Consider the following 14,509-nt stretch of genomic DNA (forward strand, 5'->3'; position numbering starts at 1 on the left):
GCCGCTGGCATCCGGAATCGCACAGGGATCGAGCGCAATCGCCCCGGAAACACGCTGCGTTACGAATATTTGCGCTTTCCGATTCAATCGCCGCCTGCCATAACCGCTACAATCGCTGCCCGTAGTTTTGAACATGGCATGTCGATAATGGGTTTTGGCTGGTTCGGATTTTCGACTTTCTGGATAGTGCCGCTGGTCTGGCGGCTGGTGACGCGCTGGCTCGCCGGCGAGCGCCGGCTGGCAGGGCCCGGCTCATTGCGCGTCTGGCTCGGCACGCTCGCCGTGCTGTGCGCGAGCGCCTGCCTGGAAGCGCTGACCAGTGGCACCGATCCGGACTCGAGCGCCGGCGGTTCGGCCGGCCGCGCGCTGGCCGGCATGATGGGCAACCTGTTCGGCTGGACCGGTGCCTTGCTGTTGATGCTGGGCGTGCTGGCGCTGGCCGCGCCGATGGTGTTCGGCGAAACCTGGCGCAGCCTGTTCGCGCGCAAGCCGCGCCGCGGCGCCGCGCCCGACGCGGCGCCGGAAGAGCCGCCGGTTTCCTTTGCGCCCACCCAGCCGCTGCGCGAGGCAGAGCGCTGGGAGCCGCCGTCGGCAGGCAACCCCGGCTGGACTGCGCCCGCCACGCGCCATCGCAGCTTTGAGGCGGTCTCGGCGCGCCGCCAGCCCGCCTGGCAACCGCCGCGTCGCACGCGTGAATCCCCGCCGCAGCCGGGCGAGATCTGGCTGCACCATGCCGAGTCGCCGAACGCGGTCAAGCCGACGCGCAGCGCGCCGCCCGCACCTGCCGCACCGGCACCGGCACCGGCACCGCGCCCTGCCCAGCCGGCGGCACGCAAGCCGGCCGCGACGGCAGCCCCTTCACCGGCTTCAGCGCCGCGGCCGGCGCAGCCTCTGCGCGGCACGGTGGTAAGCAGCCCGTTCCGCCAACCGCAGCCCCTGGTGCGTTCGGCGATTACGACGCTGCCTGAGGCTTCCGGCAAGGGCATCGCCGCGGCCGCTGCTTCAGTCACCGTAGCTGCCGCCGTATCCGCGCCGGCCGAAGCCGCCGCCGCTGCGCCGGCGGCCACTGGCGCCACGCAAGCCGTGGCCGCTCCCGCGCAGCCGGTTACCAGCCCGGAACCTGAGGTAGTGGCAGTGCCCGAAGCGCCTGCCATGGAACCAGTGTCCGCAGACACCGATATCGTTGGCGATATTGCGCCGGAAGCAGTGCCGGCCGAAGCCGACGAAGCCACGCTTGCCGCGATCCGGCAGGAAGCCCTTGACCTGCTGGCCGAGTTGCAGGCGCTGGCCGGCAAGCCGGTAGTGCCGCAAGCGGCTGCGCCGGAACCGCAACAACTGGAAGCGGCTGCGCCGGATTCAGCGCCGAATATTGCCGACGACGCAGAACCGCAAGCACTGTCTACCGTCACCCTGCCAGCCGAAGCCGAAGCCGAAGCCGAAGCCGAAGCCGAAGCCGAAGCCGAAGCCGAAGCCGAAGCCGAAGCCGAAGCCGAAGCCGAAGCCGAAGCCGGGAGCGGAGATCACGTCGTTGTTATTGGGGAACCCGAAGCGCTGGCCACAGCCGAGCCCGAATTGGATGTCACCGGCGCCGAGGCCGTAGCCCAGGCCGTGGCAAGCTCCGCGATGGAAGAGGGCAGCACTCTCGATGCCAGCACCCAGGCACCCGCGGAGGACAACGAAACGGACGGATTGATGGACGGCAACGGCCTGATCGCCGAGGAGGCGGAAGCGGATGCGGCCGAGCCTGCTGAGGCAGCAGAACCGCCTGAAGCGACTGAAGCCCCGGAAGTCCCGGAAGTCCCTGAGCCCGCTGAGGCGCCTGAACTGAACCAGGCTCCGGTCCCGGCCGCCAAGCCGCGCATCGTGCTGCCCGCCGTGGTCGGCCGCACCGTGCCGCTGGCTGCCGCCCAGCCGGCGCCCGTGCCGGTGCCGGTTGCGCCGCCGCCTTCGCGCCCCTTCGTCGACTACCGCCTGCCACCGGCCGAACTGCTGGAGACCGGGGTCGACAGCGCAGAACAGGTGTCGGAAGAACGCCTGCGCGAAACCGGCGAGCTGATCGCCCAGCGGCTGGCCGAGTTCAAGGTGCCAGTCGCCGTGGTCGGCGCCGGTGCCGGCCCGGTGATCACCCGCTTCGAGGTCGAGCCTGCCATGGGCGTGCGCGGCGCCCAGGTGGTCGGGCTGATGAAGGACCTGGCGCGCGCGCTGGGCGTGACCTCGATCCGCGTCGTCGAGACCATTCCCGGCAAGACCTGCATGGGGCTGGAGCTGCCCAATGCGCGCCGGCAGATGATCCGGTTGTCGGAGATCGTCAACGCGGCCTCGTTCCAGGCGCACCATTCGCGGCTGGTGCTGGCCATGGGCAAGGACATCACCGGCAATCCGGTGGTGACCGACCTGGCCCGCGCGCCGCACCTGCTGGTGGCCGGCACCACCGGCTCGGGCAAGTCGGTGGCGGTTAACGCCATGATTCTGTCGATGCTGTACAAGGCCACGCCCGAAGACGTGCGCCTGATCATGATCGACCCCAAGATGCTGGAATTGTCGGTCTATGAGGGCATCCCGCACCTGCTGGCGCCGGTGGTCACCGACATGAAGCAGGCCGCGCACGCGCTCAACTGGTGCGTCGGCGAGATGGAAAAGCGCTACAAGCTGATGTCCGCGCTGGGCGTACGCAACCTGGCCGGCTACAACCAGAAGATCCGCGCCGCGGAGGCCGCCGAGCGCAAAGTGCCGAACCCGTTCTCGCTGACGCCGGAGGCGCCCGAGCCACTGTCGCGCCTGCCGATGATCGTGGTGGTGATCGACGAACTGGCCGACCTGATGATGGTCGCCGGCAAGAAGATCGAGGAACTAATCGCGCGCCTGGCGCAGAAGGCGCGCGCCGCCGGCATCCACCTGATCCTGGCCACGCAGCGCCCCTCGGTGGACGTGATTACCGGCCTGATCAAGGCCAATATCCCGACGCGCGTGGCGTTCCAGGTCTCGTCCAAGATCGATTCGCGCACCATCCTTGACCAGATGGGCGCCGAGAGCCTGCTCGGCCAGGGCGACATGCTGTTCCTGCCGCCTGGCACCGGCTATCCGCAGCGCGTGCATGGCGCCTTTGTTGCCGACGACGAAGTGCACCGCGTGGTGGAACACTGGAAGCAGTTCGGCGAGCCGGACTACGATGAAACCATCCTTGCCGGCGACCCTGCCGAGGCCGGCAGCACCGACCTGTTCGGCGACAGCGGCGGCGACGGCGAGGCCGACCCGCTCTACGACGAAGCCGCCAGCTTTGTGCTGACCAGTCGCCGCGCCTCGATCTCCGCCGTGCAGCGCCAGCTGCGCATCGGCTACAACCGCGCGGCACGCCTGATCGAGCAGATGGAGGTGGCCGGGCTGGTGTCGCCGATGGGCCGCAATGGCGCACGCGATGTACTGGCGCCCGGGCCGGGCAACTGACAGGCCCCGCAACCACGACTTCCAGGAGGCAGCATGCAGCCTGAACACGGAAACCTGCTGGCGGACGTCCCGGCCGGCGCGGTGCAGGAGTGCTTCCAGCCGCTGCTGGAACGGCCCGGGTTGCGGATCGAGCGCATCGTCTCCAACGGGCAGGCCAGTCCCGAAGGCTTCTGGTACGACAGTGCTGAGGCGGAATGGGTGCTGCTGGTCAGCGGCAGCGCCGCCATCGAGATCGAAGGCCAGTCCGGCCAGCATCCCATGAAGCCGGGTGACTGGCTGCACCTTCCCGCCCACTGCCGCCACCGGGTGGCGTGGACCGATGCTAGCCAGCCCAGTGTCTGGCTGGCGGTGCATCACAACGCGGGCTGAGCGCCCGCGTGCGTTGTGGCTGGCGCCTGACCGCCTACTCCCCGGATTGCTCCGGAAACACTGGCTCGCCGAGGTTTAGCATCAGCCGGTTCGCCCAGGCAAAGATGGCGACCGAGTGGATCAGGTCCAGGATCTCCGCATCCGTGACGCCCGCTTCCCGCAACGGCTTGAGCTGCTCGGCAGTGACTTCGGCGGGCTGTTCGGTCAGTTCGATCGAGAACTTCGCGATTGCCTGCTCGCGCGCAGTCATGCCGGCGGTATGGGGATCGTCGAACACCTGGCGGATCACCTCGTTGCGCTTGGCCAGCTGCTCAAAGCGCTGGGCATGGACTGACGCGCAGTAGACGCAGCCATTGATGCGGGACACCACCGTGCTGGCCAGTTCGCGTTCGGCGCGCGGCATGCCACCCGGGGCGTACATGATGGCGTTGAAGGCGGTGGAGCGCTGGCGCAGGATCTCGGGCTGGTGCACGAGGAACAGGTAGTAGTCCGATACCTTGGCCTTGGGGTGGCTCTCCTCCAACACCGCGACCTGCTCGGGCGTGGCGCTGTCGACGGATACCACGTCCAGCCAGGCCTTCCAGTCCAGCACTTCGTTAGTGAAGCCATGCGCGCGGATCGGGCTCTGCAGCAGGGTGCCGGCCGTGGCGGGCACGGTAGTGATCGCTGGGGTGCCTGCGCCCAGTGCCTGCATCGCCTTGAGTCCGGCGACCAGGCGCACCTGGTAGGACAGGAAGGCGATCAGTTGCGCCAGCGTTACCACGTCGGGCGTGGCAAGGCCGGCGGCGGGCAGGGTCTTCAGCGCGGCCTGGTCGCCTTCCACGGGGCGTTCACTCAGCGTGCGGGTGAAGGCCAGGATGGCGCGCAGGCGCGCGTCGGCGAGCGTGTCGGGGTCGCCCTGCTGGGCGAGGGTGACCAGCGCGGCGTCGGCCTCGATGGCCTGCAGGCGGGCGCGGTAGTGGGCCACCAGATCGGCGGCGCCGGCCAGGCGGGCGGCGTAGAGCGCGATCAGAAGGCGCTCGGCTAGGGTCAGGCCGGGCAGGGCAGGATCGAACAGCCCGTTGTAGCTGCCCTGGGTGGAGGCAACCACCTTGTCGCGTGCGTGACGCAGCGTGTGGATGGCGGAGCCGGCGGCTAGGCCGGCGACCTGGTCGACCACGTCAGTGGCGGCAGCGTTGGCTTGGGTCATTTGAAGACTCCCGGAGTGTCGAAGGATTCGTTGTCGTGCTGGCGCAGCCGTCAGTTCCCGGCGGTTTGCTTGCGCGCGGCCACTGCCCGCGCCAGGAATGCGCGGACCCCGCGCCAGGATGCCTCGTCGGCACCGGCATTGGCCTCGGGCGTGCCGCCAGTAGTGCTGATACGGCGCGATACCGGATGCGCGTAGACCGCTTGCGTGGTGGGCACGTAGGGAAAGAGGATGGCATGGCCGGCGTGCTCGAAGTCGAGGTGCTCGACCGGATACGGATGGCCGGTCTCGGTCAGCTTGTCGGCGACCATGCGCGAATACAGGCTGGACGGCCACGAGCCGTCGTCGGTGCCGGACAGCAGCATCACCGGCCCGCGGATGTGCTCGACCCGGATGCGGGCGCGCGCCACGGCCTCGGCATTCTTCAGCGCGGTGAGGATGGCGCGCTCGTGCCGGTGCGGCGCCGGGCCTTCGTCGAACGGTGCCCAGCTGGCGTCGGGGTTGTTCTCCCACACATGCGGCAGCGGCTTGTCATGGTGCAGCCAGGCTGCGCCCTCACGGCCGATGGCCGGGTCGGCGGCATTCTGGGCGCTATGCACCACCGCGCCCGGCACGTAGCCGACCACCGCCGACACCAGATCGGGAAAGGTCGCACCCAGCAGCAGTACCAGCTCCCCGCCGCGCGACTGGCCGGACAGGGCGACAAAGCCATGCGCCGGACGCAGCTCGCGATGCATCCATTGCAGGCCGCGCTCGAAGTATTCCAGCGGCGTGTTGGAGATATAGTCCGACAGGCCCGGCGCCTTGAAGTAGCCCAGCGCCAGCGCGGCATAGCCATGCGAGGCATAGAGCGCGGCGCGCGGTTCGTTGATGCCGCCGCCGGACCCGTTGAGCACCATCACCGCCGGGTGCGGGCCGGCGCCAGGCGGGCGGTACAGCGTGCCGACCAGCCCGTCCACGCGGATGTCTTCGCGCACCACGCCCGGTGCGGCGAGGCGCTGCACCAGCTCGCTGCGAGCCTCGCCGCCGGCGGCCGTGACGGTAATCTCGGTCACCAGCGGCCGGGTTGCGTCGGTGTGGAACAGCTCGCGGCTGTCCGATGCCACCGGCCGCTGCGCCCACAGCAAGCCCATGGGCGCCACGCCGTCGTAGCTGCCGCGCACTGGCGCATCGCGCTCCAGGTCCACGCTGCCGTCGCCTGCGGCAATGAAGTCGGCCTGGCTGGCCCAGGCGACGTCGCGGCCGCGTACGGTGCGCGTGCTGACGGCCACGGTCTCGCCGGGCCGCAGGCCGGTGATGGCGATGCGGCGCGGCGCGTCGATGAGGGCATCGGCCGGGGTGATGTCAAGGGTTGGGGCGGTCATCACGGCCATGCTCACTTGCCCGTCCGCGTCACCATCATGGCGGCGGTGCGGTCGCTGGTCATCGGCGTTACCTTCAGGCCCTTCTTTGCCGCCCAGATATTCTGGTAGTGGTACAGCGGCACCACGCCGACGTCGTCGGACACCAGCTTGACCGAGCGGCGCAGGATCGTTTCGCGCTTGGCCGCGTCGAACTCGGCGGTGGATTCCTCCAGTGCGCGGTCTACGGCCGGGTTGCTGTAGTGGCCCCAGTTGGAGGCGCCCAGGCCCTTCTTGGCGTCCACGGTGGCCAGCACGTTGACCAGCGCATAGCTGGCCTCGCCGGTGCCGTTGCCCCAGGCCAGCATGCTGACCGCGTACTCGTTCTTGTTGGCACGGCCGGAGTAGACCGACCAGGGCACCACTTCCACCTGGGTCTTCACGCCCACGCGGGTCCAGAACTGCGCCACGGCCTGCGCCGTTTCCGGGCCCTGCGGGTAGCGGTCGTTGGGGGCATGGATGGTCAGCCTGAAGCCGTCGGGAAAGCCGGCCTCGGCCAGCAGTTTTTTGGCCTGCGCGGGGTCATAGGCGATGTCCTTGACCTCGGGGTTGTAGCCAAAAGTGCCCTTGGGCATCCACTGGTTGGCTACGGTGGCGGTGTTCTGCAGGATACGGCCCACCACGGCCTCGCGGTTGATGGCCAGCGACAGCGCCCGGCGCACGCGCACGTCAAGCAGCGGGTTCTTGTCCAGCGGCTTGCCGGCGTTGTCGGTGATGTAGGGGTTGGGGCCAGGCTTGAAGCTCGGTTGCAGCAGCATCACGCGCAGGCCGTTGTAGGGAAACACGCTGACGGTGGGCGATTGCTTGAGCTTGGCGAGGTCGGACACCGAGACCTTGTCGATCACGTCCACGTCGCCGGACAGCAGCGCTGCCGTGCGCGCCGGGCCGTTGTTGATGTAGCGGTAGTTGACCTGTTGCCAGATCGCCTTGGCGCCCCAGTAGCCGTCATTGCGCGCCATGATCACACGGTCGCCCGGGGTGTAAGAGATGAACTTGTACGGGCCGGTGCCCACCACCGCGCGGCCCGCGTTGTAATCGTCGGTATTGGCCTTGTCGCCCACGTGCTTGCTGACGATATGCACCGAGGCCAGGTTCAGCGGCAGGTCGGGGTTGGCGATGTTGGTCTTGACCAGCAGCGTGTACGGGTCCTTGGCGGTGGCGGATTCGATGGTGCGCAGGTAGCCCGAGAACGAGGCCACACTACCCGGCACGTTGCGTGCGCGCTGGTAGGAGAAGACCACGTCCTCGGCGGTGAAGGGCTTGCCATCCTGCCACTTGACGTCGCGGCGCAGCTTGAATTCCCAGGTCTTGTCGTCCAGCGCCTTCCACGACAGCGCCAGCCCCGGCTGCAGCTTGTTGTCCTTGTTTTCGATCAGCAGGTCCCAGAAGTGCAGGTCCACCGAGCGGTCGCCGGCGTGGTTGTTCAGCTGGGGGTCCAGCGACGACAACGGGTCGGCAAAGCCGATCGTCAGCGACTGCGCGGAAGCCACCGCGGCGGCGGCGCAAAGCACGGCGGCCACGGTGGCGCGCAAGGAGAAGGACGGCGAGCGATTCATGGGGCGATTCCTCGGGGCGGTTTCTGGGATGAAAGGGGCTATACGGTGAGCGTCAGCCTTCGTTGAGATGGCAGGCGCTCAGATGGTTGACGGCGATGCCGCGCAACCTGGGCGGCTCCACCGCGCAGCGCGCCATGGCATGCGGGCAGCGCGGGTGGAAGTGGCAGCCGGCCGGTGGCGCCAGCGGGCTGGGGATCTCGCCGCGGATGGCGGTGAAGGTCTTGTGGCGGGCATCCAGGCGCGGGATTTCGGCCAGCAGCGCCTGCGTGTAGGGGTGGTTGGGGCGGCGGAAGATCTCCGTGGTCGGCGCGCTTTCCACCACGCGGCCCAGGTACATGATCATCACGCGGTCAGAGATATGTTCGACCACGCCCAGGTCGTGGCTGATGAACAGGTAGCTCAGGCCCAACTGCTCGCGCAGGTCCATGAACAGGTTCAGCACCTGGGCCTGGATCGACACGTCCAGCGCTGCCACGGCCTCGTCGCACACCAGCAGCTCGGGCTGCACCGCCAGCGCACGGGCAATGCCGATGCGCTGGCGCTGGCCGCCGCTGAACTGGTGGGGGTAGCGCTGGCGCAGGCTCGGGTCCAATCCGGCGCGCTGCAACTGCGCGCTGACGTAGTCGTCGAAGCCGGCCGCATCCACCAGCCCTTGCAGGCGTGCGCCCTCGCCGACGATGCGGTCCACGCGCAGGCGCGGGTTCAGGCTGGCGTAGGGGTCCTGGAACACCATCTGGATCTTCAGGCGCAGTGCCTGCCGCCCGGCGCGGTCCAGGCTGGCGGGGCTGCGGCCGTCGATGTGGATCTCGCCGGAGGAGGGGTCGAGCAGGCCCGCGATCATGCGCCCCAGGGTGGACTTGCCGCAGCCCGATTCGCCCACCAGCCCGAGCACTTCGCCGTGCTTCAGGTCGAGGTCGACGCCGTCCACGGCGTGGGTGACGCGCTCGGGTTCGGACCAGCCCAGGCGCTCCAGCGCCCGGCCGATGCGTCCCGGCTTGCGCTCGCCGAAGCGCTTGGCCAGCGCGCGGGCGGACACCAGCGGCGGCCTGCCGCCTTCTGCTGCCGCCGGTACGGCTTGCGCGTGGCCGGTGTGGGCCGGATGCAATTGGCTGACGGTCATGCCGGCTCCATGCTGACGGCCAGCTGGCCGGGGTGGAAGCAGCGCACCTGGCGCCGCGGCGCGGGGGTAGTGATGGCCGGCGCTGCGCCGCACACGGCGCTGGCGCGCGGGCAGCGCGCGGCAAAGGCGCAGCCGGGCGGCAGGGCGGCCAGGTCGGGAGTCATGCCGGGAATCTGCCGCAGCCGCTGGCCGCGCTGGTTCAGGCTCGGCAGGCTCGCGATCAGGCCGGCGGTGTAGGGGTGCAGCGGGTGGTCCAGCACGTCGTCCACCGGGCCTTGCTCGACGATGCGGCCGGCGTACATCACCGCGACCTCGTCGGCGAGGCCCGCCACCACGGACAGGTCGTGCGTGATCCAGATCAGCGCAGTGCCGTGCTGGCGCGCCAGTGTCTGTACCTCCGAGAGGATCTGGGCCTGGATGGTGACATCCAGCGCGGTGGTGGGTTCGTCGGCGATGATCAGGTCGGGCCGGTGCAGCATGGCGGTAGCAATCGCCACGCGCTGGCGCATGCCGCCGGAAAGCTGGTGCGGGTAGGCCAGCAGCCGTTCGTCCGGGCTCGGGATGCCCATCATGCCTAGGGTGTCGCGGGCCAGTTCGCGCGCTTGCTTGTGGCTGGTCTTGCTGTGCGCGCGCACCGCCTCGATCATCTGCGCATCGATCCGCATCACCGGGTTCAGCGTCATCATCGGATCCTGGAAGATCATGGCGATGCGGTTGCCCTGCAGCTGGCGCAACTCGGCCGGGCGCATGCGCGTCAGCTCGCGGCCCTGGAACAGGATTTCGCCGCCGGCGATGTGACCGGGCGCATCCACCAGCCCCATGATGGAGAAGCCGGTGACCGACTTGCCCGAGCCGGATTCGCCCACCAGCCCCAGGATGCGGCCGCGCGGCACGGCAAACGAGACATCGTCCACCGCCCGCAGCACGCCGTTGCGGGTGTCGAAATGAGTGCGCAAGTGGCGCACTTCCAGCGTGGGGATATCGGGTAGCGTGGCGGGCGCGTTCATTTCTGCAGCCTCGGATTGAGGACGTCGCGCAGGCGGTCGCCCACCAGGTTGATGGCCACCACGGTCAGCAGCAGCGCAATGCCCGGGAAAAAGCTGATCCAGTATTCGTCGGACAGCATGAACTGGTAGCCATTGGCGATCAGCAGGCCGAGCGAGGGCTCGGTGACCGGCACGCCCAGGCCGAGAAAGGACAGCGTGGCCTCCAGCGTGATCGCGCGCGCCACCTGCAGCGAGCCGATCACGATCAGCGGCGGCATGCAGTTGGGCAGGATGTGCCCGACCACGATGCGCCAGTGCGCGATACCCTGGCCGCGCGCGGCCTCGACGTATTCGCGCCGGCTCTCCACCAGGGCCTGGGCGCGGGCCGTGCGGGCATAGTAGGCCCACTCCAGGATCACCAGCGTCAGCACCACGTTGCCCACGCCCTTGCCCAGGAAGGCCAGGATCATCATCGCCACCAGGATGGACGGGAAGGACAGGAGCAGGTCCACGGTGCGCATGATCAGGCTGTCCACGCGCCCGCCGGCATAGGCCGCGAGCAGCCCCAGCAGCGTGCCGAGCACGCCGGCGAGCGCCGCCGAGCCGACGCCCACCAGCAGGCTGATGCGAAGCCCGTAAATGATGCCGGACAGGATGTCGCGGCCCTGGCCGTCGGTGCCCAGCCAGTAGCTGTAGGTGCCGGCACCGTTGGCGGTGCCAGGCGCCAGGCGCGCGTCCAGCACATCCAGTTGCAGCAGGTCATAGGGGTTCTGCGGCGTGAGCCACGGCGCCAGCAGCGCGGTGAACACCAGCAGCACCAGCACCACCAGCCCGAACACGGCGGTGCGCGAGGCGAGGAAGTCAGCCACCACGCGGCGCCACGGCGCTTCGCGCCGTAACGCGGGCGCGGCGGGCGCGGCGGGCGGCGCGAAGGCTTCGGCTGGCACTGCGCTGGTCTTGTCGCTGGCGTTCATGCCGCACCCTCCAGCCGCACGCGCGGATCGAGCAGTTTGTAGAGCACGTCGACGATCAGGTTCAGCGTGACGAACAGGCACACCACGACCACCAGGTAGGAGACGATCACCGGCCGGTCGAGCGCGTTGATGCTGTCCAGGATCAGCTTGCCGGCGCCGGGCCAGGCGAAGATGTTCTCGGTCACCACCGCGAACGCGATGGTGGAGCCGAACTCCAGGCCCAGCACCGTCACCAGCGGGATCATGGTGTTGCGCAGCACGTGGCCGAGCACCACGCGCAGCGGCGACAGGCCCTTGGCGCGCGCGAACCTGACCCAGTCCTGCGGCAATACCTCGCGCACGCCGGCGCGCGTCAGGCGCAGCACCAGCGAGACCTTGAACAAGGACAGGTTGATGGCCGGCAGGATCATGTGGCGCAGCCCGTCGGCGGTCAGCCAGGACCACGGCACGCCCAGCCATTCCGTGGTGGCGCCGCGCCCGCCCGAAGGCAGCCAGCCCAGCCGCACGCTGAAGGCCATGATCAGCATCAGGCCGACCCAGAAGGTGGGCAGCGAGAAGCCGACGATGCTGCCGGTCATCAGCACGCGCGACAGCGGGTGCTCGGGATATAGACCGGCGAACAGCCCGAGCGGCACGCCCACCAGCACGGCCAGCAGCAGCGCCGCCACCGCCAGCTCCAGCGTGGCCGGCAGGCGCTGCAGGATCAGCTGGATCGCCGGCACGTTATAGACAAAGCTGTTGCCCAGGTTGCCGTGCAGCGCGCCGTTCAGGAAACCGAGGTACTGGCGCCACAGCGGCTGGTCCAGCCCGAGCGCGGCGATGATGCGCGCGCGGTCGACCTGGTCCACGTCCTGGCCAATCAGGATGTCGACCGGATTGCCGATGGCATGCAGGCCGGCGAAGACGATCACCGTCATCACCAGCACCACCGCCGCCGCCTGCAGCAGGCGGCGCAGCAGCCAGCGCCAGGGCCAGCGGGTGACGGCGCCTCTTATCGCCCTCATGGCGCCGGCGTCCATTCGTCGCCGAACACTTCGGGCTCGGCATAGGCTTCCAGGTTGGCGTAGTGGATCTCCACGTCTTCCTGGTACAGCAGCCCGGCGATCCCCTGGCCCAGCCGGCGCGCGCCGTCGCTGATGGCCGGGATGTCGCCCGACACCGTGCCGTGCGACAGCGCGGCCGGATAGCAGAAGCAGTGGATGCGCGACAGCCCGGGGCAGGCGCCGGGCGTCTTCTCGAGGAACTCGAAGGCCGGGCCCAGGTCCGGCGAGTCGTCCAGCTCCTGGTCTTCCTGGCCGGGGCGGGGTGTGTAGCGGTCGCGCCAGTAGCGGATTTGCGGGGCGAAGGCGGCGAACTCGGGCCGGGTGTCCAGGGCGATACGGAAACCGGTGGAGAAGATCAGGAAGTCCAGCTCGAACACGCCCTTGGGCGTGAGCACGCGCAGGCCGTCGCCATGCGGCTCGATCGCTTCGATCGGGCAGCCCAGGTGGAAGCGCGCATTGGCATGGCGCGAGACCCGCAGAGTGCTGCCGCGCGGCGGCGGCACCTGCTGCGCGTTGATGTAATGGCGGATGCGCCATTTCCATTCATCGGACAGCATGGTGTGGCCGTGGACCAGGCCGGGATTGCCCGCGCCCTTGCCCTTGTTGACGCGCGGGATGTCGGCGCGGCGGATCAGCATCTCCACGCAGGCGGCGCCGGCTTCCAGCGCGGTCGCCGCGCTGTCCATGGCCGAAGCGCCTGCGCCGACCACGCCCACGCGCTTGCCGCGCAGCGTGGCGTAGTCCATTTCGTCGGACGAATGCGCCCACAGTTGGCGCGGCAGTTTGCTCGCCACCGGCGGCAGGTAGGCGCCGCCCAGGCCGTCGCGGCCGGTGGCCAGCACCACGCGGCGCGCCAGTACGGTCTGCGGGCCGTCCGGGGTCTGCATCGACAGCGCGACCAGTCCGTCCGGGCGCGGCACGATGGCATCGACCTGGTGTTCGTTGCGAATATCCAGCGCCAGCACCTGGCGGTACCAGCGCAGGTAGTCCATCCACTGCAGCCGCGGGATCTTGTCCAGCGCCTCCCAGGCGGCCGTGCCAAACTGGGCTTCGAACCAGGCGCGGAAAGTCAGCGCCGACAGGCCCAGCGCGGGGCCGGTCAGTTGCTTGGGCGAACGCAGCGTTTCCATGCGCGCGGTGGTGGCCCACGGGCCTTCGAAGCCGGCCGGGGAACGGTCGAAGGCGCGCACGCGGATGCCGAGATGCGTCAGGGTGGCGCTGGCTGCCAGCCCGGCCATGCCGCCGCCGATGACAGCGACGTCCAGGATTTCCTGGCCATCCTGGGTGCGCTGGACGGTCCAGCCCTTGGCTGGCAGTTCCAGCCATGACAGGTCCTGGCGCAGGCGCGCTTCCAGCGCGGCGAGGCCGGCGGCGGGGGTAGGGGCGGAGGCGGATAGGTCAGTCATGGCTTGGAAGTCCGGCATCTTGTGAGAGCGTGTCAGCGTCGTCGCTGGCATCGCCATAGAGCGACTGCAGCAGCGCGCCGTGTTCGGCGGGCTCGCGCCGCACCAGGTCGGGCAACAGTTCGGCGGCGGCGTCGGCCACGGCCTGCACCAGCCCCAGCACCGCGGTGCTGGCCGGGCGGGCCTGCGGCGTGATCACGCCGAAGAAAAAGGGAATATCGGCATCGATGGCCCGCACGGCGATATCGGTCAGCGGCAGCCCGCGCGCGGTCACGGGTTCCAGCACGGCGATGCCCAGCCCCGCGCGCACCAGCGTGAGCGCGCTGATCGAGGTATTGGTGTCGATCACGCCCGCTTCAGGCACGCCGGCGCCGGCAAGCGCCCGGTCGACGCGGCGGCGCAGCCGGTAAGGGTTCTGCATGGTGACGATGCGGCGGCCGCGGCAGTCCTGCAGGGCGATGGCAGGCTGCGCCGCCAGTGGGTCGTCGGCACGCACGGCAGCCACGCAGGCTGACTGGCCAATCCAGTGCACGGTCACGCCGCGGTGTTCCAGCGGCAGGCTGTTCAGGCCGATATCGGCCGCGCCGGTCAGCACCGCATGCACCACTTGTTCCGGCGACAGGTTCTGCACCGATACCCGCTCCGGTGCGCACAGCCCGCGTTCGAAGGCCAGCGCCAGGGCCGGCGGCAGCAAGCCGGCTGCCAGCGCCGGGGTCGCGGCAATGCGCAGGGGCCGGCCATCGCCGCGCGCCAGGGCCGCGGCGCGTGTGCGGATCTGCTGCATGCCGGCCAGCGTCTGCTCGACCTCGTCGTAGAGCAGGAAGCCTTGCTCGGTCGGGCTGACGCGCGGGCCGCTGCGGGTGAACAGGGCAAAGCCCAGTTCGGCTTCCAGTTCCTGGATCAGTCGCGTAATGGCGGGCTGCGAGCGGCCCAGCAGCCGCCCGGCAGCGGTGACACTGCCAGTGGTGACCACTGCGGCGAAGGCTTCCAATTGCCGGATTTCCATGGGGGCGCGCTTGGAAAGAATG

Annotated in this window: 11 protein-coding genes; 2 read left to right on the forward strand and 9 right to left on the reverse strand. The window is 69.4% G+C overall.

Features of this window, described 5'->3' with window-relative positions; translation table 11 throughout:
* Positions 1–147 precede the first annotated feature (147 nt).
* Positions 148–3,444 (forward strand): DNA translocase FtsK 4TM domain-containing protein, encoded by a 3,297-nt coding sequence (locus KB879_RS40320; RefSeq protein ID WP_211982143.1) that lies wholly within the window; start codon positions 148–150, stop codon positions 3,442–3,444.
* A gap of 33 nt (positions 3,445–3,477) precedes the next feature.
* On the forward strand, positions 3,478–3,813 hold the full coding sequence (locus KB879_RS08105; protein ID WP_013956581.1) for a cupin domain-containing protein: 336 nt from the start codon (positions 3,478–3,480) through the stop codon (positions 3,811–3,813).
* Positions 3,814–3,847: 34 nt separating this feature from the next.
* Here KB879_RS08105 and KB879_RS08110 read toward each other — a convergent pair whose 3' ends face one another.
* Genes KB879_RS08110 through KB879_RS08150 form a run of 9 tightly spaced genes read right to left on the reverse strand, consistent with a single transcriptional unit; the run spans position 3,848 to position 14,487 of the window.
* Positions 3,848–5,002, reverse strand: a complete 1,155-nt coding sequence (locus tag KB879_RS08110) for a peroxidase-related enzyme (RefSeq protein WP_153954813.1) — start codon at positions 5,000–5,002, stop codon at positions 3,848–3,850.
* Between the two features lie 50 nt (positions 5,003–5,052).
* Positions 5,053–6,363 (reverse strand): acyl-CoA thioesterase/bile acid-CoA:amino acid N-acyltransferase family protein, encoded by a 1,311-nt coding sequence (locus KB879_RS08115; protein ID WP_211980992.1) that lies wholly within the window; start codon positions 6,361–6,363, stop codon positions 5,053–5,055.
* 11 nt (positions 6,364–6,374) lie between these two features.
* Positions 6,375–7,955, reverse strand: a complete 1,581-nt coding sequence (locus KB879_RS08120; protein WP_013956584.1) for an ABC transporter substrate-binding protein — start codon at positions 7,953–7,955, stop codon at positions 6,375–6,377.
* 52 nt (positions 7,956–8,007) lie between these two features.
* Positions 8,008–9,075, reverse strand: a complete 1,068-nt coding sequence (locus tag KB879_RS08125; protein ID WP_249221261.1) for an ABC transporter ATP-binding protein — start codon at positions 9,073–9,075, stop codon at positions 8,008–8,010.
* Positions 9,072–10,082: an ABC transporter ATP-binding protein gene (locus tag KB879_RS08130; RefSeq protein ID WP_211980993.1), complete on the reverse strand. Its 1,011-nt coding sequence runs from the start codon at positions 10,080–10,082 to the stop codon at positions 9,072–9,074. The genes KB879_RS08125 and KB879_RS08130 overlap by 4 nt, the downstream gene beginning before the upstream one ends.
* Positions 10,079–11,035: an ABC transporter permease gene (locus KB879_RS08135; protein ID WP_211980994.1), complete on the reverse strand. Its 957-nt coding sequence runs from the start codon at positions 11,033–11,035 to the stop codon at positions 10,079–10,081. Before KB879_RS08135 ends, KB879_RS08130 begins: the two co-directional genes overlap by 4 nt.
* Positions 11,032–12,039 carry an ABC transporter permease gene (locus KB879_RS08140; RefSeq protein ID WP_013956588.1) on the reverse strand — a complete coding sequence of 336 codons (1,008 nt, stop codon included), beginning with the start codon at positions 12,037–12,039 and terminating at the stop codon, positions 11,032–11,034. Before KB879_RS08140 ends, KB879_RS08135 begins: the two co-directional genes overlap by 4 nt.
* Positions 12,036–13,484: an NAD(P)-binding domain-containing protein gene (locus KB879_RS08145; protein ID WP_153954811.1), complete on the reverse strand. Its 1,449-nt coding sequence runs from the start codon at positions 13,482–13,484 to the stop codon at positions 12,036–12,038. Before KB879_RS08145 ends, KB879_RS08140 begins: the two co-directional genes overlap by 4 nt.
* Positions 13,477–14,487: a LysR family transcriptional regulator gene (locus KB879_RS08150; protein ID WP_013956590.1), complete on the reverse strand. Its 1,011-nt coding sequence runs from the start codon at positions 14,485–14,487 to the stop codon at positions 13,477–13,479. The genes KB879_RS08145 and KB879_RS08150 overlap by 8 nt, the downstream gene beginning before the upstream one ends.
* Between the last annotated feature and the right edge of the window lie 22 nt (positions 14,488–14,509).

Origin of the sequence: Cupriavidus sp. KK10, assembly GCF_018223725.1 — a bacterium.
Lineage (GTDB): Bacteria > Pseudomonadota > Gammaproteobacteria > Burkholderiales > Burkholderiaceae > Cupriavidus > Cupriavidus necator.